Annotated in this window: 14 protein-coding genes and 2 pseudogenes; 4 read left to right on the forward strand and 12 right to left on the reverse strand. The window is 69.1% G+C overall.

The annotated features are described in order from the left end of the window. Positions 1–59: 59 nt before the first annotated feature. The gene (locus LCL61_RS24075) at positions 60–1,139 is read right to left on the reverse strand and encodes a glycoside hydrolase family 5 protein (protein WP_340681803.1); all 1,080 of its coding nucleotides are present in this window, start codon (positions 1,137–1,139) and stop codon (positions 60–62) included. A gap of 177 nt (positions 1,140–1,316) precedes the next feature. Between LCL61_RS24075 and LCL61_RS42660 the strand changes: the two are divergent. Beyond that, positions 1,317–2,025: pseudogene (locus LCL61_RS42660) on the forward strand (PIG-L deacetylase family protein). On the opposite strand, the gene LCL61_RS24095 reads toward LCL61_RS42660, so the two are convergent. The 3 genes and pseudogenes from LCL61_RS24095 to LCL61_RS24105 form a co-directional block, all read right to left on the reverse strand. Beyond that, positions 2,014–2,577, reverse strand: coding sequence for a CGNR zinc finger domain-containing protein (locus LCL61_RS24095; protein WP_340681805.1), 564 nt, complete (start codon positions 2,575–2,577; stop codon positions 2,014–2,016). The pseudogene LCL61_RS42660 and the gene LCL61_RS24095 sit on opposite strands and share 12 nt — an antisense overlap. Before the next feature lie 261 nt (positions 2,578–2,838). Further along, positions 2,839–3,660, reverse strand: a pseudogene (locus tag LCL61_RS24100) (tRNA (adenine-N1)-methyltransferase); the annotation flags it as partial. A gap of 60 nt (positions 3,661–3,720) precedes the next feature. Beyond that, positions 3,721–4,872 (reverse strand): M50 family metallopeptidase, encoded by a 1,152-nt coding sequence (locus tag LCL61_RS24105; RefSeq protein ID WP_340681806.1) that lies wholly within the window; start codon positions 4,870–4,872, stop codon positions 3,721–3,723. A gap of 128 nt (positions 4,873–5,000) precedes the next feature. On the opposite strand from LCL61_RS24105, the gene LCL61_RS24110 reads away from it, so the two are divergent. Continuing rightward, positions 5,001–5,894: a RecB family exonuclease gene (locus LCL61_RS24110; RefSeq protein ID WP_340681807.1), complete on the forward strand. Its 894-nt coding sequence runs from the start codon at positions 5,001–5,003 to the stop codon at positions 5,892–5,894. A gap of 308 nt (positions 5,895–6,202) precedes the next feature. Here LCL61_RS24110 and LCL61_RS24120 read toward each other — a convergent pair whose 3' ends face one another. The 3 genes from LCL61_RS24120 to pip form a co-directional block, all read right to left on the reverse strand. Beyond that, a complete protein-coding gene (locus LCL61_RS24120) occupies positions 6,203–7,027 on the reverse strand; it encodes a metallophosphoesterase (RefSeq protein ID WP_340681808.1) in 825 nt (274 codons plus the stop codon). Between the two features lie 15 nt (positions 7,028–7,042). Next, positions 7,043–7,447, reverse strand: a complete 405-nt coding sequence (locus LCL61_RS24125) for a hypothetical protein (protein WP_340681809.1) — start codon at positions 7,445–7,447, stop codon at positions 7,043–7,045. A gap of 109 nt (positions 7,448–7,556) precedes the next feature. Next, on the reverse strand, positions 7,557–8,549 hold the full coding sequence (gene pip / locus LCL61_RS24130; RefSeq protein WP_340681810.1) for a prolyl aminopeptidase: 993 nt from the start codon (positions 8,547–8,549) through the stop codon (positions 7,557–7,559). 407 nt (positions 8,550–8,956) lie between these two features. On the opposite strand from pip, the gene LCL61_RS24135 reads away from it, so the two are divergent. Further along, entirely contained in the window at positions 8,957–10,363 is a 1,407-nt protein-coding gene (locus LCL61_RS24135; protein ID WP_340681811.1) for an MFS transporter, read from the forward strand. A 64-nt stretch (positions 10,364–10,427) separates the two neighbouring features. Here the strand turns inward: LCL61_RS24135 and LCL61_RS24140 are convergent, their stop codons facing one another. Then, a complete protein-coding gene (locus tag LCL61_RS24140) occupies positions 10,428–14,720 on the reverse strand; it encodes a GH92 family glycosyl hydrolase (RefSeq protein WP_340681812.1) in 4,293 nt (1,430 codons plus the stop codon). 240 nt (positions 14,721–14,960) lie between these two features. On the opposite strand from LCL61_RS24140, the gene LCL61_RS24145 reads away from it, so the two are divergent. Next, complete coding sequence (locus tag LCL61_RS24145; RefSeq protein WP_340688666.1) at positions 14,961–16,589, forward strand: tannase/feruloyl esterase family alpha/beta hydrolase; 1,629 nt, start codon at positions 14,961–14,963, stop codon at positions 16,587–16,589. A 62-nt stretch (positions 16,590–16,651) separates the two neighbouring features. On the opposite strand, the gene LCL61_RS24150 is transcribed toward LCL61_RS24145, so the two are convergent. The 4 genes from LCL61_RS24150 to LCL61_RS24165 form a co-directional block, all read right to left on the reverse strand. Then, positions 16,652–17,314, reverse strand: coding sequence for an ABC transporter ATP-binding protein (locus LCL61_RS24150; RefSeq protein WP_340681813.1), 663 nt, complete (start codon positions 17,312–17,314; stop codon positions 16,652–16,654). Then, positions 17,314–18,006: an ABC transporter ATP-binding protein gene (locus tag LCL61_RS24155; protein WP_340681814.1), complete on the reverse strand. Its 693-nt coding sequence runs from the start codon at positions 18,004–18,006 to the stop codon at positions 17,314–17,316. Before LCL61_RS24155 ends, LCL61_RS24150 begins: the two co-directional genes overlap by 1 nt. Next, the gene (locus tag LCL61_RS24160) at positions 17,999–20,575 is read right to left on the reverse strand and encodes an FtsX-like permease family protein (RefSeq protein WP_340688667.1); all 2,577 of its coding nucleotides are present in this window, start codon (positions 20,573–20,575) and stop codon (positions 17,999–18,001) included. The genes LCL61_RS24155 and LCL61_RS24160 overlap by 8 nt, the downstream gene beginning before the upstream one ends. Before the next feature lie 147 nt (positions 20,576–20,722). Further along, complete coding sequence (locus LCL61_RS24165; RefSeq protein ID WP_340681815.1) at positions 20,723–23,911, reverse strand: BTAD domain-containing putative transcriptional regulator; 3,189 nt, start codon at positions 23,909–23,911, stop codon at positions 20,723–20,725. Positions 23,912–23,919 lie beyond the last annotated feature (8 nt).

The raw sequence follows: 23,919 nt of genomic DNA on the forward strand, positions 1-23,919 counted from the left end.
CTCTTCCGATCTCGGAAAACGTCCTGAACGACCCTTTCCTGACGTGCGCGCTGCCGGGATCAGGAGGTCGGGAAGTTGTCCGCGGTGCGGATGCGGTCCCGGATCCAGACACCGGCGGGCTTCAGCGGAGCCGTACCGGTGAACGAGCTGCCCGAGCAGGTGCCCGGCTTGAACACCGCGCCCGAACGGCTGTCGTCGGAGAAGTTCCAGTTCGTCCAGCTGATCTTCTTCGACGCGAGGAAGTCGAGGTACTTCTGCGAGTTGGTGAAGTCGTTCGCGCCGTCACCGCTGGCGGTCTGGGTGCCGAACTCGGTCACGAACAGCGGGATCTTGCTCGCGGCGCGGCTCAGCGCGTTGAAGTACTCGGTTTTGTGCGACGCGGCGTAGAAGTGGAACGTGTACATGAAGTTGCTGGCGCGCACCGGGTTGTTGATGATGTCGGTCTCGTCGCGGCCGTCGGAGATGCCGAGCGAGCCCCAGCCGTGCGTGCCCACGAGCACGACGCCGTCGGAGTCCTGAGCGCGGATGACCGGGATCATCTGCTCCGCGTAGCTGCGGACCCGGTCCCAGCTGACGTTGTTGGGCTCGTTGGCGATGTCGTAGATGATGTTGGTCTTGTCCTTGTGCCGCTGGGCGATCTCGGTGAAGAACGTCTTGGCGCGGCTGAGGTTCGCGTTCGGGTCGCCGGGGGTGAGCTGGTGCCAGTCGACCAGGGCGTACATCCCGCGTTTGGTGGCCTCTTCGATGTACCCGTGCACCATGTCGGTGAACTTGCGCGGGTCGGTCTCGTAGCCGCCTTCCTGGATGTACATCGAGATCCGGAGGACGTCGGCCTTCCAGTCGTTGGCCAGTGCGTCGAGTGAAGCGGTCTTCACGCACTGGCTGAACCACTGGATGCCGTGGGTGCTCATGCCACGGAGCTGGATCGGCTTGCCTGCGGAGTTGCAGAGCTGGAGACCGCAGACCTTCAGCTGTCCGTTGATCGCCGCCGGACTGCCCGGCGGCAGCGCGGCGGCTGCCTGCGTTGCGGGCTCTGCCGCGGTCTCGGCCGCCGTCGACGTGCTCGCGGTCGCGACCGGGGCCAGCAGTCCGGCGGCCAGTGCGGCCGTCACCCGGAGGCGGATCTTGTCCCAACGCATTCGGCTTCTCCTCTCGCGTCGACGGCACCGACGTTGGCGCGCCGACGGTCAGGGCGGCGGAGTTAAATAAGAAACTTTCCTTACTATCGGAAAGTAAAGGGAAGATTACCCACAGGGTCGACGGACGGTCAAGAGTTCACCGCCGACCGTTCCGACGACCACTGGCATGCTCGGAGCGTGACGACCATCGTGGCCTTCCCGCCCATCCCGACGACGAAGCCCTGCTGACCGGCGGCACCCTCGCCCGCGCCGCCGCGGACGGCCACCGTGTCGTCCTCGTCGTCGCCACCATCGGCATGCGGGGCGCGGACGCGTCGCGCGCGTCGTTCATCTCGGCTACGCCGGCAGCGGTCACGGCGCGATCCTCTATCCGGACCCGCCGGACTGGGTCCGCTTCGTCCGCGCGAGCACCGACGAAGCGGCGGCGCGGCTCGTGGCGATCCTGCGCGAAGAGGGGGCTTCGGTCCTATTGAGCTACGACCGCAACGGCGGCTACGGTCACCGCGACCACGTCAAGGTACACGAGGTCGGCAAGCGGGCGGCGGAACTCGCGGGCGACGTCCGTCCGCTGGAGGCCACGATCCCCCGCGACGTCGTCGCGCGCCTGGTGTGGATCGTGCGCTTGTCACGGATCCCGTTCCGCTATGACGTCGACGCGCTTCTCCGCGCCTACAGCGCCAAACCCGAGATCACGCACACCTTCGACGTCCGGCGCTTCGCGCGCCAGAAACAGGCCGCGATCGCCGCCCATTCCTCGCAGGTGAGCGACAACGGCAGGCTCGCGCCGCTGATGCGCGTGCTCACCCGGATTCCGGCGCCGCTCTTCGGCTTCGTGTTCAACCGCGAGTGGTACGTCGACGCGGCACCGCGAGGCTCACGCTCCTGAACGGCGGGCGCGGTACGCGGCGGCCTTCACCCGGTTCTGGCAGGCCAGCCCGCAGAACCGCTTGATCTGCGCCTGGCTCGCGTCGATGTACACCTGATCGCACCGCGGCGCCGCGCACAACCCGACGCGATGCGGGATGTCGCCGCCGAGCGCCGCGGCCACGGACACCGCGAGGCCAGCCGCCCACTGCTGGACGATGTCGGCTTCAGGACCGTGGAAATGCAGATGCCACGACTGTTCGCCGTGGCGATGCAAGGACGGCCGGGCCTTGCTGTCGACGAGCATCCGGTTGAGCAGCCCGGCCGCCTGGTCGTACTCCCGCCGGGAAAGCGACTCGATGATCTCCCGTAGCCGCGCCGCGAGATTTCGCAGCCGCTCCGCGGTGAGCACGTCGACCCGACCGTTCCCGGTTTCGAGCGCTTCGGTCGTGGCCCGGACCAGGTCCTGCCCCCGGAGCGCCGGTTTCGGCCTGCCGTGGACATGTTCCCCGGTCAACGCGTTGATCAGCGCGACCCCGGTCTCCAACCGCATCGCATGGTGCTCGTCAGCCATTCCGCCCCTCCCCCGAACGTCACTGGTTCACAGGACGCCCGCGGTGACGCTATCAAAGGCGTGCGACGCCGCAAGGTGGTGAAGTCTGTTGGAGCGACGAAATCCGGCGGACGGCGGGTCTTAAGTCCACTGTGGACATAGAGGGTGGCGGAGGGAATTGGGGCGGGTCTCGTGAGTGGTAAGGACGGTTCTAACCGTCCTTACAGATTTCGGGTGCGTCGGCCAGGCGGGTGCCGTATTCCTGTGGCTCGGCGCCGACGAACCCTTGCCGGAGCGGCGGTGCACCCGCGGCGAAACGGTGCCGTCAGCCAGACGGCGCGCCGTCAGCAGGAACGCGGTGTGCGCGACCATCCGGTGGTCCGGCCGCACCGCGAGGCTCACGACGTGCCAAGGCCGCATGAGGGTCTCCCACGATTCCGGCTCGGTCCAGCACTGCTGGTCCCGCAAGGCTTCCGTGATCCGCGAAAGCTGTGTGACCGTCGCCACATAGACCGTGAGCACGCCGCCCGGCACCAGATGCGCGGCGACCGTGTCCAGCTGGTCCCAAGGCGCCAGCATGTCGAGGACGACGCGGTCGACCTCGCCGGTGTGCGTCGACAGGTCCGCGACCGTCAGCGACCAGTTGTCCGGCTTGCGGCCGAAGAACTTCTCGACGTTCCGCTCGGCGTGTTCGGCGTGGTCGTCCCGGATCTCGTAGGACTGCACGGTCCCTTCCGAACCGACCGCCCGCAGCAGCGAACAGGTCAGCGCGCCGGAGCCGGCGCCGGCCTCGAGTACCCGCGCCCCCGGGAAGATGTCGCCCCACATCACGATCTGCGCGGCGTCCTTCGGGTAGATCACCTGCGCGCCACGCGGCATCGACAACACGTAGTCCGGCAGCAGCGGGCGAAGCGCCAGATAGTGGCTGCCGCCTGCCGAAGTGACGACCGATCCCTCCTGCGCACCGATCACGTCGTCATGCGCCAGCGCGCCGCGATGGGTGTGATATTGCTGTCCCTCGGCGAGGACCATGGTGTAGTGCCGCCCCTTGGAGTCGGTCAGCTGAACCCGGTCACCAACACGAAACGGCCCTCGGACCGACACTGAACCTCCATACGCGCGAACACAGATCGACGACCGATCCTCGCAGGTGGCCGCACCGCGCTACGCCGGGGGTCGGCTCCGGGTCATCGCGGCGCGCAGGTCTTCACGCCTGAGCACCCCGGCGGGCCTGCCTTCGTCGTCCACCACGAGGAACTGCCACGCGGCCGTTTCCCGCACCCGCTCGGCGATCTCCTCCCCCGACTCCGAGGAAAGCAGCACGGTGTCGGCGCGGATCGGCTCCGCGGCCATCTCCGCGGGCGCGTGCGGCGACGTCCCGGCCAGCTGCGCGGCTGCCGTCTCGTCGAGCAGGCCCGCCGCGACGCCGTCGGCACGCACCAGGACCACCCCGCGGCCCGCCGATGCGGCCAGCGCGTCCGAGACTGGGCTTTCCGCCGGAAGCTGGAGAACGGGACGGACGAGTTCGCTCAGCCGCACACCTTCCGGCCACCCCCGGCGGGTTTCGGCGGCGAGTTCGCTTCGGGCGCCGAGGATCACGAACCACGCCGTCACGACACAGACACCGAGCCGGAGCCAGCGGTCCTCGCTGCCCGCCGCCAGTCCCCACAGCGCCCAGACGAGCAGTCCGGCGGCGACGACACCGCCACCGACGACCGCTGCCCGCGTGCCCTTCTCACGGCGGCCGGTCGCCGCCCAGACCCCGGCGCGGACCAGCCTGCCGCCGTCGAGCGGAAGCCCGGGAAGGAGGTTGAAGATCCCGACGGCGAAGTTCGCGACGGCGCATTCGGCGATGAGCAGCCATGCCGCGCTTTCCGGTGGGACGGCGAACATGAGCAGACCGCAGAAACCGCCGAGCAGCAGGGAAACGATCGGTCCCGCGGCCGCGACGAGCCCTTCCTGCCTCGGCTCGCGGGGTGTCCTGGCGACCTCGGAGAGACCACCGAGCAGGAACAGCCGCAGGCGCCGGACCGGGATCCCGAGCCGCAGCGCGACCAGGCAGTGCCCGAGTTCGTGCGCGAGCACCGAGAGTCCGAGAAGGACCGCGAACGCGGCCGCCAGCAGCCACGAGGTCAGCGTCGTCGCGCCGGGCAGGATCCTCCCGACCAGCGGCGTGTAGAGCACCACGATGATCAGGGAGCCGATCCACCACGAAGGGGCCAGCAGCACGGGGATCCCGGAGACCCGGAACAGCAGGAGCCCACCCTCTGGCGCCACGCCTCGTCGAGGCGGGCCCTGCTCACCCGTCACCGCCATGTGTCAGAGCGTAGATGCCCAGGTGTGGGGTGCCGGTAACCCGCCCTTCCCGTCCGGGTGGTGTCGGTCATGCCGCTCCGGTGCGTCGCGGTCCCGAAACTGTCGGTGCCCGGCGATACGCTCACCCCATGCCCGACACCGACACGGTCACCGCCGATCCGCCGCCCGGCGCCGAAGTCCCGCGCCGTCGGCCGGCCCTGTCCCCGTCGCGTGCCAGCGACTTCAAGCAGTGCCCGCTGCTCTACCGCTTCCGAGCGGTCGACAGACTGCCCGAGGTCCCGACGAAGGCCCAGCTGCGCGGCACGCTGGTGCATTCCGTGCTGGAGCGCCTGTTCTCCCTTCCCCAAGCCGATCGCACCCCGCCCCAGGCCAAGGAACTGCTCGCGCCGGCGTGGGAGGACCTGTCCGCCGAACGTCCGGAATGGATCGAGCTGTTCGACCAGGACGATCCCGAGGCCGTCACCTCGTGGCTCTCGTCGGCCGAGCAGCTCGTCGACACCTACTTCGGTCTCGAGGATCCACGCCGTCTGGAGCCTGAGGCGTGCGAGCTGCACGTCGAGATCGAGCTGGGCTCCGGAGTGCTGCTTCGGGGCTACGTCGACAGGCTGGACGTCGCGCCGACCGGCGAGATCCGGGTCGTCGACTACAAGACCGGCGCCGCGCCGCGCGAGATCGGCGAGGCCAAGGCGATGTTCCAGATGAAGTTCTACGCCGTGGTCCTCTGGCGGCTTCGCGGTGTCGTGCCGCGCCAGCTGAAACTGATGTACCTCACCGACGGGCAGTCCCTCGCCTACACGCCGGACGAGGGTGAGCTGATCCGCTTCGAGCGCACACTGGAGGCGATCTGGCAGGCGATCCTCAAAGCGGGCAAGACCGGCGATTTCCGCCCCAATCCGAGCAAACTCTGCGCGTGGTGCGATCACCAGGCGCTCTGCCCGCAGTACGGCGGCACTCCCCCGCCGTATCCCGGCTGGCCGGAGCCGGATCCCGGCGAAGAGTCCGTATTGGACCGTGCTGATTAGGCCGTGTCCGGCGAGTCCGTTCGATGGGCTTCGTGATCCAGGTGGTTCCTGGCGGCGCGGGCGGTTCTCCCTCGTACCGGGTCGTACTCGNAGCAACGCCTGCGAGGCCGCCCGGAAGTCGTTGCCGGCGCTCGCTTTGAAACCCAGCCCGGTCGTCTCGGCGAGCGCGTCGCAGAGTGCCCGGTTGCGCGACGCCTGCTGGACGACGCGTTTGAAGAAGTCGAAGAACGCTTCGCCGGGGTCTTCACGCGCGACGGACCTTGGGTACTGGAGGGGCTGGGTTAGAACCCTCTTCACCACACGACAAGTCAGAAGATGCGCCGCAGCGGGATCGGCCCCCGCGACCGCTTCCGCCACTCACGCGGATAGCCGAGCGAAACCTCTTCGAACCGCACCCCGTCCGCCTCCGTGGAGCGCGGGATGTGCAGGTGCCCGTAGACGGCGACCTCCGCCCGGAAGCGCTGGTGCCAGTCCTCGGTCTCCGTCGTCCCGCACCACAGCGCGAACTCCGGGAAGTACAGCGGCTCGGTCGGGTGGCGGTGCAGCGGCCAGTGCGACATGAGGATCGTTCCGTGGTCCTCAGGGATCGCCTCCAGCCGTTCCGTGCTGATCTTCACCCGGTCGGCGCACCACGCCTGCCTGCTGGGATACGGGTCCGGATGCAGGAAGAACTCGTCCGTGCACAGCACGCCGGCCTCGCGCGCCTGCTCGATGGCCGCCAGCATCGGCAGGCCGTCGGCCGCGGGGGTGCGCCAGCTGTAGTCGTACAGCACGAACAGCGGGGCGATCGTCAGCGGCTTGTCCTGGTGTTCCCACACCGGATAGGGGTCCTCCGGGGTGAGGACGTCGATCTCGCGGCAGCGCTCGACCAGATGCTCGTAGCGCGCCTGTCCCCGCAGCTGACATTCATCCTTCTGGGTGGTCCACAGCTCGTGGTTTCCGGGCACCCAGACGACCTTCGCGAAGCGTTCACGCAAGGTCCTGAGCACCCCGATCACGGATTCGGCGCGTTCGGCGACGTCACCGGCCACGAGCAGCCAGTCGTCGGGGGTCCTGGGGACGACCTCGTCGACGAGCGGGGCGTTGCCCTCATGGGTGACGTGGAGGTCGCTGGTGGCGAAGAGATGCGGCACTCCACCACCGTAGCTTCACCCGGACCGGGGAACCGCCGGAATCGGGTCACGGCGCAGCCTGCCCGACGCCGACACGCCCAGCACGACCAACGCCGAGACGGTGTGCAGGCCCGCCTGGACGTTCAGCAGGACGCCGGTGCCCAGCACGTCGAGCAGGACGCCCGTCAGCAACGCACCCAGTGCCGTGAACCCCGCCGTCCCGGCGAAGACGGTGCTCAGGACGCGGCCGGAGCGCTCGGGGGACGCGGCGGTCTGGACCAGCGAGAGCAGACCGGAGCCTGCGAGCACTCCGGGGGCCCCGACCAGGCCGAAGAGTCCGATGAAGACCCCCAGCGGCAGCGACACCGTGAGGGCCGGAAGGTTCCAGATCACCGCCGACAGCAGGCCGAGCGCCAGACCGCCCCAGCCGAGCAGGGCCACGGGCGCGACCTTGCGGGCGATGGTGGCGACGGCGAATCCCGCGGCCAGCCCGCCGTCCGATCTCCTCGGCTGAGCCGAGGGAAGGAGGCCTTCACGCGCGATCCGTGGCTCAGGAGGCGAAGCGATCCGTCGCGCCGATGAGGACCTCGCGCATCGGCTCGTCCTGGGTGCTGTGGCCGACCTCGTCGATGACCACTAGCTCGCTGCCGGGCCACGCGTGCGCCAGCTCCCACGGGGTGCCGATGAGGTTGCTCAGGTCGAGACTTCCTTCGGCGAGTACGGCCGGGATGTGAGCCAGTTTCCCGGCCTCCCGCAGGACCACGCCTTCGTCCAAAAAGGACCCTTGACTCCAGTAGTGCGTGACCAGCCTGGCGAAGGCGAGCCGGAACTTCGGACTCTCGAAGCTCTTGTACGGCGGGGAGGTCGGGATGATCGCGTCCTCCCAGGCACACCAATCGGCCGCCGCCTTTTCGTGCACCGCCGGATCGGGGTCCATCAGCAACTTGAGGTAAGCCGCCGCCAGGTCACCGACGCGATCCTCTTCGGGAACGCCGTCACGGAACTTCGCCCACGCCTCGGGGAAGACGCCGCCGAGGCCACGGGTGAGCAGGTCGGTCTCGCTCCGGCGTCCGGTGGCCAAGCCCATCAGGACCATCTCCGAGACCCGGTCCGGATGGCGCTCGGCGTAGACCAGCGCGAGCACCGAGCCCCAGGAACCGCCGAAGAGCAGCCACTTCTCGATTCCCAGATGCTCGCGAAGGCGTTCCATGTCCGCGATCAGGTGGTCGGTGGTGTTGGTGGAAAGGTCTGCCTCGGGCTCGCCCGCGTGCGGGGTGCTCCGGCCGCAGCCGCGCTGGTCGAACAGCACGATCCGGTACTTGGCCGGGTCGAAGTACCGGCGCAGGCCGGTACTGCACCCGGTCCCCGGGCCGCCGTGCAGCGTGACGGCGGCTTTGCCGTCGGGGTTCCCGCAGACCTCCCAGTACACGAGGTGCCCGTCGCCGACGTCGAGCATCCCGTGGTCGTACGGTTCGATTTCCGGATACAGCCGTGTCACGTTCTCGTCCTCCCAGACCCGCCAGAAATACAACAGCGCTGTCACAATAGCCGGGATGGGCGCCTTGGCGCGCGTGCTTTAAGTACATGAAGGCCCGGATCTGCTGCCGTCGGTGAAACGGAACATCTCGGGCGGAACACGGATCGGATCCATGCGTCCTCCGGCGGCTGGTGCGTGGAGCTACACGTTAGGGGGTAACCCAGGCGAGTCCCAACGGACCGTCGTTTTCACGNAGGTAGTGAAGGCCTCCTTGCCAACCCTCAGGGTAGGCAAGGAGGCCTTCACGGACCGGCCCGCGGCGGATCCCGAGACCACGGTCGGACCTAGCCGTCCTTGCCGCTCACGAGCGCCGTATGATCGGGATATCGGGGTAGAAACGTGCCCGCCGTACCGGGCACGCGCATACGCGGTGTCGAATGAACCGTCACTCCTTCACTTCGAAGGAGTACGTGATGCGTTTCCCTGTCCAAAGCCCCTCCCTGGCCGGGAAATGGCCCGCGTTGGCCGGGCTCTCGGCCGTGTTCCTGGTCGAGATGCTCGACAACTCGATCCTCAACGTCGCGTTGCCGACCATCGGCCGTGAGCTGTCCGCCTCGACGACCACCCTGCAATGGGTGACCGGCGCCTACTCCGTCGTGTTCGGCGGCCTGATGCCGGCGTTCGGCGCCTTGGCCGATCGGGCAGGAAGGCGCAAGATTATGCTCACCGGACTCGTCCTGCTCGGACTGGCGAGCCTGGCCACGCTGCTCGTCACCTCCGCGTGGCAGCTCATCGCCGTCCGGGCGCTCATGGGTGTCGCGGCCGCGATGACGACGCCGGGATCACTCGCCCTCGCGTTCCGCCTGTTCGACGAAGACGTCCTGCGCGTCCGCGCGACCACGCTGATCTCGACCGTGGGCCTGATCGGCCTCGCCGTCGGCCCCACCGCCGGCGGGCTCGCGCTCACCGTCGCGCCGTGGCAGTCGCTGCTGCTGGTGAACGTGCCGGTCGCCGCGCTCGCGTTCCTCGGCATCCGGGCCGGCATCCCCGCCGACGAGCCCGCCGACCTGCACCACGATCCGATCGACGTCGCCGGTGCCGTGCTGGGAACCGCGACGATCGTCCTCACGCTGCTCGTCCCGACGCTCTTCGTCGAAGCGGGCACCGCCTCGACCCTGCCTTGGGGTGCCGCCGTTGCCGCGCTCGTCACCGGAACTTGTTTCGTCGTCCGCGAGAAGACCGCCCGGCATCCCTTGCTCGACCTGGAACTCATCGCCCGCCCGCTCGTGTCCAGCGGCCTGGCGCTCAAAGCCGCGGCGGGGCTGGCGACCGCCGGCCTCGGGTACCTCGTGACACTGCAGCTGCAGTTCGGTCTCGGCTGGTCACCCGCTCAGGCGGCGCTGGGAATGCTGCCCCAAGTCATCGTCCTCATCGCCGGAGGCGCCCTCATCGGCCCGCTGATCACCCGCGTCGGCCTCGACAAGGCCGCCTGGCTCAGCGCCGCCGCGGTGGTGTGCGGGCTGGCGGTCTACACGGTGTTCGGCGGGCTCAATTACGCCTGGATCGCCGTCGCGCTCGCCCTCGTGGCAGCGGGAATGCGCGTGGTCGGTGTCGTGGCGGGCACCAACGTCATGCGCGGCCTGCCCTCGAACCGGACCACCATCGGAGCCGCGCTCGTCGACACCTCCAGCGAGGTCACCACCGGGATCGGCATCGCGCTCAGCGGCACCATCCTGGCGCTGGTCTTCCCCGGCGCGTTGACGGTGGCTCAGCGGTCGGCCGACTTCCCGAAGGCGATCACCTGCGCCGGGCTCGCGCTCACCCTGCTGTCCGCGGCCCTCGTCGGGTTCGGCATCCTCCGCGGCCGACGTCCCGAATAGACGTGAAGGCCCCCTTCACCGCGCCAGGCGCAATGAAGGGGGCCTTCACGTACTTACCGGAGGACTACAGCTTCGCGCACTGCCCAGCGGCCGGACCGCGGACGGTGTTCTGCAGGTCGTAGTCCGTCGGGACGGGGGAGTTGGCCGCGCACGCCAGAGGTCCGCCGATCGTGCTGGCAGTCAGCACCGGCCCCTTGTTGCCCGTCAACGCCACCGGCCCGCCGATCTCGGTCAGCTCGATCGAGACCGACCCGGTCGTCCCGGTGATCGCCACCGGACCGCCCACCTTCGTCCGATCCAGCACGACCTGCGCCGCGCCGGTCGCCGTCAACGGCCCGGAAATCGAGCCGCCGCGAACGATCAGGCTCGTACCCGCCGCCACCGACACCGGACCGGAGATCGTCGCACCGTCCACACAGGTCACGCCGCTCCGCACGGTCAGCGGACCCTTGCGCTCGCCGGTGATCGTCTCCGTGCATGCCGCGTCGGGCTTGCCCAGCACCTCGAACTCCGACAGCGACGCCTCCCCGCCCGTGGTCGCGGTGACCTCGAGCCGGTAGTAGGCGTAGTGCGCCGGATTCGCGATCTTGAACGCCCTGGTCTGCTGGCGCCACTGGAACGTCTGGTCGGTCCGCTGATCCGCGACCGCCCACGTCTTCCCGTCGTAGGAGCCCTTCAGCACCCAGCTCTTCGCGTCACCCGCGCCCTTGCCCGAAGTCAGCGTGTAGAACGAACCCGCCTCGTTCGTCGAAGGCACCTGGTACTGGATCGGCGCCTTGACCTTCGCCTCGGTCCGCGACGTGTTGTCGAAGAACGCGGCGTCCCCGCCGGAGACCGGCTTGGTCAAGTCGTGCACCGGGGTCGGCACCGCGTCGCCCTTGGTGATCGACTTCGGCGCGTCGTCCGGGCCGGTACCCCACGACGACGGGTTCGGGCCCATGTCGAAGTCGAGCGTCCCGCCGTTCGCGATCGCCGAATGCGGCAGCGACGTCGACGTCTGCGTCTTGCCGTTGACCTTCAGACCCTGCACGTAGACGTTCTTCGCACTGTTCTTCGGCGCGTTGACCACGATCTTCTTGCCGCCGGGCAGGTTCACGGTCGCCTTGGTGAACAGGGGCGAGCCGATCGCGTAATCCGAGCTGCCGACCTGCAGCGGGTAGAAGCCCAGCATGCCGAACAGCCACCATGCCGACTGCTCGCCGTTGTCCTCGTCACCGCCGTAGCCCTGGCCGAGCTCGCTGCCGACGTACAACCTGGCGAGCGCCTCGCGGACCTTCGCCTGCGTCTTCGACGGCTGACCCGCGTAGTCGTACATGTAGAGCGTGTGATGCGCGGCCTGGTTGGAATGCGCGTACATGCCCATCCGCACGTCCCGTGCCTCGGTCATCTCGTGGATGACACCGGGGTAGGTGCCGAACTTGAGACCCTGCTCCGGCTTGGCGAAGAACTCGTCCAATTTGGACGCCAGCCCGGCCTTGCCGCCGAAGAGGTTCGCCAGGCCCTGTCCGTCCTGCGGCACCGAGAACCGCATGCCGTACGCGTTGGTCTCGGTGTAGTCGATACCCCAGACCTCCGGGTCGAACTCCTCCTTGCTCCGGGTGAACTCGCCCGCCGCGTCACGGCCCTGGAAGAAGCCGACACTCGGGTCGAACACGTTCACGTACTGCGTCGCCCGCTCGGTGAAGTACCCGTAGTTGTCCAGGTACTCCTGCTTGCGCGGATCGTTCGCCGGAGCCTCGTCGTGGAGCTTCTTCGACATGTTCGCGATGGCGTTGTCGTTGACGTAGCCCTCGATCGCCCACGAGAACCCGTGGTCCGCGGTGTTCGGCGCGTACCCGAGGAACGTGCCCTCGTCGATTCCCTTACGTCCGACCGCGCCGTTCGGCGGGGTCACCGTCGCGTTCTTGATCGCCGAGTCGTAGGCCGACTGGACGTCGAAACCCTTGACTCCCTTGAGATAGGCGTCCGCGAACGCGGCGTCCGAACTGGTCCCGGTCATCAGATCCGCGTAACCGGGGGAGGACCAGCGCGAAATCCAGCCGCCGTCACGGTACTGCTGCACGAAACCGTCGACGAGCTTGCCGGTGGTGTCCGGGCTGAGCAGCGAATACGCCGACCAGACCGTCCGATAGGTGTCCCAGAACCCGTTGTTGACGTAGAACTCGCCGTCGACCAGTTTCGCCCCGGTCTGCGTCGGGGTGTCCTGACCGGCCTTGGGCGACACCGGGCTCGCGTACTTCTTCACCGGCTTCTCGACGGTGCCGACGTTCTCGAAGCCCGAGTTCGGGTACAGGAACAGGCGGTACAGGTTGGAGTACAGCGTGATCAGCTGGTCCTTCGAGGCACCTTCGACCTCGACGACCTTGAGCTTCTCGTCCCACGCGTTCTGCGCGGCGTCGGCGACGGATTCGAGCGTCGCGTTCGGGGCGAGTTCCTGCTCCATGTTCTTCTTCGCCTGGTCCACGCTGATCAGCGAGGTCGCGATCCGCATGTTCACCGTCTTGTCGGCGCCCGCGTCGAACTTCAGGTAGCCGAGGACGTTGTCCCGCTTCTGGTCGCCCGAACCGGTCGACAGCTTCGAACCGGCGGTCACCGGCTTGTCGAAGGTGGCGTAGACGAACATCCGGGTGGCCCCGGCGGACAGCCCGCTCTTCACGTCGCTGTACCCGGTGATCGCCCGGCCGGCGGGGTCGAGGGTGAGCCCGCCGTTGTTGTTGACGTTGTCGAAGATCAGGTTCGAGTCCGCCCCGGGGAACCTGAAGCGGTACAGCGCCGCGTGATCGGTCGGCGCGACCTCGGCCTTGATCCCGTTCTCGAAGTCGACACCGTAGTAGTGCGCCCGCGCTGTCTCGTTCGAGTGTTTGAACGGCAGCTTCCGCGCCTCACGGTCGGGATTCGGCACGCCGGACGCGGTGGAGGGCAGGAACTGGAAGGTCTGCCGGTCCGCCATCCACGGACTCGGCGCGTGACTCGCGGAGAACGCCTGCAGCGCCGGGAGGTTTTGCTCGTTGTTGCGCGAGTGGTAGGAGTACATCCAGCTCAACGTGCCCGCGTCGGTCGTCGGGATCCAGAAGTTGAACCCGTGCGGAACCGCGGTGGCGGGCATGTTGTTGCCCCGCGAGAACGACCCGTTCGACAGCGAGCCGCGAGTGGTGAGCACGTTGTCGGACGGGCGAAGGCTCGCCGGCGGTGTCGGCGTCGCCGAAACCTTGATGTCGTCCAGCCAGCCCTGCAGCGAACCCGGGCCGTCGGCGTTGTCGTAGCCGACGAGGATCCGGTCGATCGTCTTGCCCTTCGCGACCACACCGATCTGCGAGCGCACCAGGTTCCACTGGTTGGTGTACAGCACCTTGCTCGCGCCCTGGCCCTGCGGGGAGAGCCCGAAACCGTACTGGTCGACCGCGCCGAGCTGGCTCAGGTAGGTGCCGTCGGTGAACGCCAGGTCCACCGCGACGTTCGTGCTCGGGTACTTGAGGTCGCCGCGGATGAACTCCGGCTGCACCTTGTACGACAGCTCCGAGGTCGCCGCCACCGGGATGTCGACGTCGAAGATCTTGTTGTACGACCAGCCGTGCCCCTGCGCTTTGTGGCTGCCGGAGTAGCGGAACGCGCGCAGTCCGGTGAACCCGACCCGGTTCTTGCTGGTGTAACCGCTGCCCGGGCCGCTGTCGGTGAAGCTGCGCATGTTCGGCAGCGCCGGCGGGGCCGGGTCCTCGTTGGCCAGCAGCAGCTCCGAGAGCTGCATGATCGGGCCGCCGTTGTTCTTGGTGACCTCGAGCCGGAAGAACTTGTACGCGGCGCTCGCGGCGGCGAGCCGGTATTCCTTCTTCTGGAACGGCTCGCTGAACTTCTGCCCGGTCTGCTTGTCCAGATCGGTCCAGGACCGGCCGTCGGTGGAGCCCTTCAGCGTCCAGTCCTGCGGGTTGCGGTTGTCGAAGTCGTTCGCCGAGGACAACGCGTACCGGGTGATCGACGTCGGCTCGGACAGCGTGATCTGCGCCCAGCCGGTCGGGGTCCAGGCCAGCCACTTGGTGTCGGTCGAGCCGTCGACGAGGTTCGCCACCCCCTCGTTGGGGGTGTTCTCGCTGTTGGCGGAGACCTCGGTGACCTTGCCGCGGATGTCACCGGGGATGGTGGTGGCGTTCGCGCCGTCGACGCCGAAGGCCTTCGGCTTGCCGGACGGGTCGACGTCGACGGTGTCGCTCCACGTCGGCTGCGGTTCACCTTGCTCGAAAGAAGAGTGGAAATCCGGCGGGAGCTCTTCGGCCGCGGCGGTGGCAGGGAGGGCCACCAGCCCGGACGCCACCACCGTGGCACTCAGGAGGCCGCAGACCCAAGGTCTGACGCTTCGGGGCATCGTTGCACCAATGCTTTCTCGCGGGGGCATGCTGGGCGCCGCGCAGGCAGGGGGACCGGCGGCGCCAAGAGAGAAAAGCTCGCGTGTGACATCGATGTCAAGACACTCGGACAAACCTGGCCCGAACTGGACAACCGGATGTCCGGAAACCTGGTGGACAACCGCCGGGGCCGGGGCCAGGGTGAAGAGACGACTGAAGCCGATCCGGGAAACTGGGGTGGGGACATGCGGCGGTTGTCCATGCTCGGCGTGGCAGCGCTCATCACGGCAGGCTCGATACTCACGGCTCCGGCGGCCACCGCCGGAGAAACGACGTTCCGCCCGGTGCGCACCTGCGCCGATCTGGTGCGGACCTATGACATCCCCGGCGCGGTCACGCATGTCGAGACCGCGACCGTGGTGCCGGCGACGGCGACCGAACCCGAGAACTGCGACGTCCGCGGCTACGTCGAACCTGCGGTGCGGTTCCAGCTCCGGTTGCCCACCAAGACCTACGCGGGCCGGTACCTGCAGTTCGGCTGCGGCGGGTTCTGCGGGGTGGTCACCACGCCGCCGTTCGCCGATTGCGGCCTCCCGCACGGCGGCGAAGTCGCGGTCGCGGCCACGGACGACGGTCACGTCGGCAAGACCCCCGCGGTCGTCGATGACGGCAAGTGGGCCGAGAACGACCAGGCCGCGCGCGACGACTTCGCGTTCCGCGCCCCGCACGTGGTCTCGAAGGCGTCCAAGCGGTTGATCACGCAGTTCTACGGCGCTCCTCCGAAGAAGTCGTACTTCAGCGGTTGCTCCGACGGCGGCCGCGAGGCGCTGCTGCTCGCGCAGCGCTATCCGCACGACTTCGACGGCATCATCGCGGGTGCACCGGCCGGATACTGGGGACCACTGCTCGGGGCGTACCAGACCTGGCTCGCCAAGGTGAACACCGGCGCCGACGGCAAGCCGATCCTGACCGCGGAGAAACTCCCGGCGTTGCACGCCGCCGCACTGTCCTCTTGCGACAAGTCCGACGGGCTCGGCGACGGCGCCATCGACGACCCGCGCACCTGCCGGTTCGACCCGGTCACGATCGCCTGCCCGCCGGGCACCGACAACGCGGGCTGCCTCACCCCGGCGCAGGTGGCCGCCACGAAGAAGATCTACGCGCCGCCGACCGACGAACGCGGCCGCAAACTGTATCCGGGCGGCCAGACCGTCGGCTCCGAACTCTCGTGGTACGGCTGGATCATCCCGTCGCCGGAAACCGGCGGCGTGGCCTTCGCGCAGTCACTCGCCGACAACTACCTGAAGTACATGGCGTACCCGATCGGCACACCGCATTCGTCGGTCGAGAAGTTCGCCTTCACCGCCCGCGAATTCGACCGGCTGACCCCGGAAGGCATCCGCTCCAACGCGATGTCGACGGATCTGCGCGAATTCCGTCGTGCGGGCGGGAAACTCGTGATCTGGCACGGCTGGGCGGATCAGGCGATCCCCGCCGCGGGCAGCATCGACTACTACGAGCGGCTCACCCGGGCCAACGGCGGCCCCGCCGCGACGCGGGACTGGGCTCGGCTGTTCATGGTGCCCGCGCTCTACCACTGCGCGACCGGCGACAAGCTGACCGAGTACGACCCGCTGAAGGAGCTGGTCTCCTGGGTCGAGCGCGGCACCGCGCCGGACCGGACGATCGCCACCGGCCGCGACGCCGACGGCAAGGTCTTCCGCACGCGGCCCGTGTTCCCGTACCCGCTGCAGGCGAAGTACGACGGCACCGGAAGCGTCGACGACGCGGCCAACTTCGTGCCTGTCCCACCTTTGCGGCCTTCGCGCGATCTTGTGAACTGGGCGGGGAACGGGCTGTACGGGAAGGCAGGCCCGGTAGCTCCCTAGAGGTGTTGGGGCGCGTCTCGTAAGTGGTAAGGACGGTTGGAACCGTCCTTACCACTCACGAGTCAGGAGAGGACGCCGTCCAGCAGTCGTACCCGCCGGTCCGCGATCCGGTGCACCTCGTCGTCGTGCGTCGCCACGATGACCGCGGCGCCCTCTTCGGCGCAGCGCCGCAACAGCCGAAGCACCCGCGGCGTGCTCCCGGCGTCCAGGTGTGCCGTCGGCTCGTCGGTGAGCAGAACCCGGGGCCGCCCGCTGACCGCCCTGGCGAGCGCGACCCGTTGCTGCTGCCCGAACGAGACCTCGAGAGGGTAGCGGTCACCGAGATCGCCGATCCCGAGTTCCTCCAGCAGCTCCGAAACCCGCGTGTGGATTTCTTTCGCGCTGGGCTTGGGAACGTCGGATCGGAGCCGCAGCGGCAGCGCCACGTTCTCCGCGATGGTGAGCTCGTTCGCGAGGCCGAGCGCTTGCGGCAGGACGGCGCAGGTGTGCCACGGCGGCGCGCCCGCTATCGGGACGCCGTCCAGCAGGACACTGCCCGAATCGGGCGAGTCGAAACCGCACAGCAGCGCCAGCAGCGCGCTCTTGCCGGAACCCGACCGGCCGGACACGGTGACCAGTTCTCCCGGGGCCACCCGCAGTTCGAGCCCGCGCAGGACTTCGACGTCCCCGCTGGGATGGGGGAACCGGCGGCGCAACCCGACGGCCTCGAGGGCGGGTTCCGCCATCACGGCACGACCTCCCGTTCTTCGACTTCTTCCAGCCTGCCCTTGTGCATCCGCGCGACCCGGCTGCCGAGTTCGATGAGCCTGTCGTCGTGCGAGGCGACGATGACGGCGAAATCCTGATCCGCCAGGTACTTCAGGGTGTCGAGCACCCGGTCGGCCGAGCCTTCGTCCAATTGGGACGTCGGCTCGTCGGCGAGCACGACGGTCGAGCGGCGGGCGAGGGTGCAGCCGAACGCGAGGCGCTGCTGCTGTCCGCCGGACAGTGCGGAGATCCGCCAGCTGCCGGTCCCGCCGAGCCCCAATTGCTCGAGGATGTCGTCAGGCAGGCACTCGGTCCCGGCCGATTCGGCCGCCGCGCGGAGATTGTCCGCGACGCTCAGATACGCGAGCAGGTTGTCGGTCGGGTTCTGGAACACCAGGCCGAGATGGTTCCGCCGCAGCGCCCGCCGGTCACGATGCCGCAGCTTGCCGGTTTCGCTGCCTTGGAAGGAGATCGTGCCCCGTACGGGCTGCTCGAAGAGGCCGAGCGTCCGCAGCAGGGTGGACTTGCCGGAGCCGGACGGCCCCGCCAGCACGGTGATCCCGCGCGCCGGGATGTCGAAGGTGACGTCCTCGACGCCGGTGACCGTGCCCGCCGGCGTCTGGTAGTCGACGCCGATCCCGCGCAGCCGGAAGATCGGTTTCTCAGGCACGGATCAACTCCGCGGTCCGGGCGGTGCGCACCGAGCGCATCGCGATCCAGCCCGCCAGCGCCACGACGAGCACACCGACGGCGAGCACGGTCAGGGCGAGCGGGGTCGGGTCGGGCAGGGCCGACTGCGGCGGGAGGAACGTCGCCGGATCGAACCGCGGCACCGAAAGCCCCGCGACCGAGACACCGCACACGACGCCGATGACCACGGCGAGCCCGCTGAGGGTGCCCAGTTCCATCAGATGACTCGCCAGCAGGGCACGTGGCCGCATACCCATCCGCAGCACCAGAGCCCCGGCGAGCGCGTTCTGGCGCCGTCGGACTTCGACCGCGACCAGCAGCGACAGCACGGCGACCACGCCGAGCACGGCCCCGAGCAGGGCCATGAACGAGAACGTCCAGGACACCACGTAGAACGGGAGCGCGTCGAGCGCGGACTCACGGGTGACGCGGTTGACCGCCGTCATCACACCCACGGAGGCCAGCGCCTCGGTCACCCGCGTCATCGACGAGCTGGACAGCACGCTCCACTTGGGCACGGTGCGCAACTGCGCCTCGGTGAGCGATTCCCGCGAGATCACGTACCCGGCCTTGGTACCGATGATCGGGAACATCGGCAGCTCGCCGATCGCCTTGGCCTCGGCGAGACCGGCGGGCAACGTGGTCTTCTGGGCGGCGTCGTGCCCGATCCGGATCGCCGGGACGCCGGTGCCCTGGTTCGACAGACCGCTCAGCAGCCGGTCGACCTCGGCGCCGTCGAGCGGACCGAGCGTGGCGGCCTGCCGGAAGGTCCGCGGGTCCACGACCAGCACGACAGTGCCGGTGCCGGTCAGCTCACCGACGATCGTGGTGCTGCCGTCCAGTGAGGCGGGCAGCGCGACCTTCCCCGTGCCGACGACGCTTTCGGTGTCGACCCTGGTCTCGGCCCCGACGAAGATGGCGGACTTCGTCTGCAGGGCCTCTTCCTGGCCGCGCGCGATGCCGATCCCGGTGGCCAGGGTCCCGATGGCGAGCGTGCCGATCACGAGCACACCGGTGACCGGCGCGCGGGCGCTGGCGAGCCGCCGGATGGCCAGTTGCAGTGCAGGCCGGGACCACAGCCGGGCGCGATGCGACGCGTGCAGGGCGAGCCAGGCCAGTCGTGCGGCGACGAGCCCGACCGTCAACACGACGAACACCGGATACGTGAGCGCGAGCGGGTCGACCTGGGGGAGCGGATTGCCGATCCGTGATCCCTTGCTGTAGTCGACGAGCCGGTTCCAGCCGAGCAGGGCGACACCGGCGGTGAGCAGTTCCCACGGGAAGAAGGCCAGGAACTTCACCTTCTTGCGCCGTCCGGAGCGGACCCTGCCGAGTTCGAACTCCCGATGGGTCCGGACGGAGATGACCCCGGCGAGCAGTGCGAGTGAGACGAGCAGGATTCCGGCCGCGACGAGCGATCCCCAGAACGTCGCGCCATCGTCCAGTTCACCTGGTGGTCCGTAGAGCCCGAGCAACAGCCGCGCGAGCACCGCGCCCAGCGCGCCACCGGCGACGATCGGGAGCCCGAGTTCGGCGACCGCGAGCAACCCCAGCGCCCCAGGGCCGCTGCCGCGTGCCGACAGCAACCTCAGCTGCGGGTGCCGCCGCTGGTACCACTGCAACGCGACGGTGCCGATCCCCGCGCAGCCGACGAGAATGCTGATGGCCGCGAGCGGCAGGATCGAGATCAGGACGTTCGATTCCGCCTGGTTGCTGATCTCGACCGAGCGCTCGAACGGCAGCGACCCGACGATCGCGTCACCGAGGCCACGGGAGCCCAGATCCGCCTTGACCGCGGCGATGAGGGCCTTCCCCCGTTCCTCCAGGTCCTCGGCTTCGCTCACGGTCTTGGGCGGAGCCTCGTAGAACGACATGTGCAACGTCTTGATCGTCGGGACGCCCAGCGCGCGGACCGTGTCGTCGAACGTCTTCCCGTCGTTGGCGAACATGACCGAGTCGAGCGGGTCGTTGGCGAGCCTGCTGACGACGGCGTTCCGCTGCTGCGAGCACCACCAGCGCGGCGCCGGGTCGGGAAGGTCGCGGTACAGCCCGGTCACCGGAGGTATCGGGGTGCCCTTGATGCTCGGCGTGGCTCCGACCTTGATGTTCTCCGCCCCGGCGACGACGGTGCCGAGCAGGAACCCGGCGCCCGCGGATCCGCTCGTCACGTCGAGGTGGCCCTGCGTCGCCTGGTCACGATGGGCGAGAACGACCTTGTAGTTGGGGTCGCCGTTGAACTCGGTGCCGTAGAGATACGGCGTGTAGCGGGAGGTGACCGGCGCGGGAAAGCCATGCGCCGCGGCGTTCCGGCGGACCGAGTCGACGACCTGCGGAGCCACCGCGGCGGGCACGTTGTCCTTGCTGAAGACCGGCCCGTAGTAGTCCGGGCACACGATGCCGGACTGATGCGTGACGGCCGCGCCACCCGCGGCCGAGGCCTGCAGGACGGCGGCAGTCCCGAGAAAACAGGCCAGCAACGCGGTCACCGCGGCGATGATCAAAGTCAGGGGACTGGTCAGTGCCGCTTTCGGAGCCGCTCGCCACGGCATCGTCACCCTGGGCCCGCCGGGAGCCCCCCACCTCACCCGCATGGATACGCACGCTACCGGTCACGGCGCTCCGGCGACAGGAAGAAATCACCGTTTGTTGCTGACGTGAAGTAAGGCCTGGTCCATTGTGGTGACACGGGTGCGTGCTCACTGACTGTCCGTCACCAATTGATCGATGGGTGTCGTCTCACCCGCCTCGCACTCCGCCGAGTATGCGGTTTCTCCGAGCGCCGCGACGATCACGCCGGTGATCCTGTCGACGTCGTCGCGTTCGGCTTTCGGCAGGGGAGCACCCACCGAGCGCCGCGAAGCCGCCGCGGCACCGAGCAGCCGCGCGGCCAGGCGATACGAGCCGGCTGCCGCCTCCGCGCCGGCCAGGCCCTCGAGACCGAGCGCGATCGCACGGGGATCCTCGCTCTGGCAAGCGATCGCGAGACCGTCCAGGTGGAGCCGCTTCGCCGCCACCGTGTCTCCGCGTTGCTCGGCGATGAACCCGAGCTCCGCCAGGATCAGGGTGCTGCCCGCTTCGGACTCCACCCGGCGATGCCAGTCCAGTATGGACAGCAGCCGCCGCTCGGCCTCATCGAACAGCCCCTGGCGCCGTGCGCCGAGCGCGAGCCCGGTCTCGGCGTACACCTCACCGGGTTTGAAACTGTGCTCGACGGCCAAGGTCCTGGCCCGCTCGTGGAACTCCTTCGCTCCTTCGAAATCGCCAGTGAGCAGCGCCGTCCGGCCCAGCCACGACAGTTTGTAGGAGACCTCCGGCCACAACTCCAGTTCCTCCGCGCGGCGAAGGCTTTCCCGATGGACGCGGGCGGCGTGGTCGTAATCCCCGGCGATCGACGCCAGCATGCCGATGACGAACGAAGCCTGAAGCCAGCCCCAGCGTTCGCCGAGCCCGTCGAAGATGCCGGCGCTCTGCGCCGCGATCCGGCCACCCCCGGTGAGGTCGCCACCGGCGATCAGGTGGGCCGCCCTGTCGCTCAGCGCGGCGGCGGCGCTCCAGTCGTCACCGATGTCCCGGGCGGTTTCCAGCGCGCCGACCGTGAGCTTCTCCGCCCGGCACAGGTCGCCGACCGTGGACCACGCGTAGCCGAGGAACCACAAGGTCCGTGCCCGTACGAGAGGATCGGTGATACCCCACGCGATCTCTTCCGCCGCTCCGTCCGTGCCGGTGCCGTCGAGCACGGCGATCCCGGTGCGCCAGCCGAGAGCCTGCGCGTATTCGTCGCCGGTGCCCGCCTCGGTGCCGAGCACGAGGTCCAGCGAGCGCTTGGCCTCGGTGAGCCGTCCGCGGAGGAACCAGAACCACGCCGTCGCGTTCACCAGCCGCGACGCGAGCCGATGTTCTCCTTGCCGCAGCAGCGTTTCCAGTGCGCGCCGGGTGTTGGCTCCTTCAGCGTCCAGCCTGTCGAGCCAGCGCCGCTGCTCCCTCCCGCGCAGGCCCGTGTCCCCGCGTTCGGCCAGCTCGACGTGGAAACGGGCGTGCCGCAAGTACAGGTCGTCGAGTTCGCCCGCCTGCTGGGCGTGGTCCAAGGCGTATGCCGACACGGACTCCAGGAGCCGGAACCGCGGTTCACCCGATCTGCCGGGCCTGCTGACCACCAGCGACCTGTCGACGAGCCGGGACAGGAGATCCAGCACGTCACCGGCGGCGATCTCGCCGCCGGCGCAGACCGACTCGGCCGTGTCGAGGCCGCAGCCCTCGGCGTGGACGGCGAGCCTGCGCAGCACGATCTGCTCGGGTTCGCTCAGCAGGCTCCAGCTCCAGTCGATCATCGCCCGGAGCGTCTGCTGGCGACGCGGCCCGCCTCGCCTGCCCGACGACAGCAGGGCGAACCGGTCGTCGAGGCGGGCGAGGAGTTCGTGCACGCCCAGCGTCCGCACGCGGGTGGCGGCGAGTTCGAGCGCCAGCGGGATGCCGTCGAGCGTGCGGCAGATCCGGGCGACCACGGCCGCGTTCTCCGCGTCGAGTGCGAACCCCGGCGCGGCCGCCGCGGCACGCGCGGCGAACAACCGGACCGCGCTCGACTCCCGCACGGCGGCGAAATCCGGCAGCTCGGGCAGCTCCAGCGGTGGAACCGCCCAGACGTTCTCCCCTGGCAACCCGAGCGGCTCCTGGCTGGTGGCGAGCACACGCAGCCGGGGCGCCGCCGCGAGCAGTCTTTCCACCAATGCCGCGACCGGCTCGACGACCTGTTCACAGTTGTCCAGGACCAGCAGGATCTCCTTGTCCCGCAAGGCATCGGCCAGCGACTGGGACAGCGTTCCGGCCGACGTCGCGTCCTCCCGGAGATCCAGCACGGCCGCCAGGACGACGGCGACGAGATCCTCGGGCGGGCACGTCGGGCACTCGACGTTGTCCAGACCCGCCAGCTCGACGAGCCAGGTGCCGTCGCCCATCACGACCTTCGACGCGGCCTCGATGGCGAGCCTGGTCTTGCCAACACCGCCGGGGCCGGTGAGGGTGACCAGCCGTGCGTCGGTGACGAGCGCTACGACCTCCTTGACCGCAGTCGTGCGGCCGATCAGCTCGGTCACCGCCTCCGGCAGGTTCCCGCGTACCGGCCCGGCGGCGCGGACTGGCTCGAGGTCCGGACTGCGGGTGAGGACCGCCTGGTGCAACGCCGCGAGCTCCGGCCCCGGTTCGAGACCGGATTCGTCACGCAGGCGGGCGCGCAGTTCGGCGTAGGTCTCGAGAGCTTCGCTGTGCCTTCCGGCCGCGTACAACGCGCGCATCAGCAGGCCGCGGAGCCGTTCCCTCAGCGGATGGCGCGAGACCAGCGCGGCCAGCTCCCCGGTGAGGACGCCGTGCTCGCCGAGCGCCAGCCGGGCTTCGGCTCGCTCCTCTTCGGCGAGCAGCCTTTCCTCCTCCAACCGCTGAGCAGCGGCGACGGCGAACGGCTCGTCCTCGAATCCGGCGTACGCGGGCCCTCGCCACAACGCCAGCGCATCCGCCAGCAGTGCGGCACGGGCGCGCGGGTCGACGGCGTCGCGGGCCCGGGCGGTGAGCGCGCGGAACCGATGGACGTCCAGGTCACCCGGCTCGACGGCGAGGACGTACCCGGCCGGTTGGTGCGTCACGAGTTCCCGCGCGCCAGGCTCGGCGCGATCCAGCGCGCGGCGCAACTGGGAGATCTTCGTCTGCAGGGTGTTGCCCGGATTGCCCGGCGGATGCTCGCCCCATAGGTCGTCGGTCAGCGACGACACCGACGCCGCCCTGCCGTCGCGGCTCAGCAGCCCGGCGAGCAGGAGGCGGACCTTCGCCTCGGGCACGACGACGGGCTCGCCCGCGGTCGTCCACACGGCGAGTGGTCCCAGCACTCCGAATCGCACGAACCGAC

The organism is Amycolatopsis coloradensis, from assembly GCF_037997115.1.
GTDB classification, from domain to species: Bacteria; Actinomycetota; Actinomycetes; order Mycobacteriales; family Pseudonocardiaceae; genus Amycolatopsis; species Amycolatopsis coloradensis_A.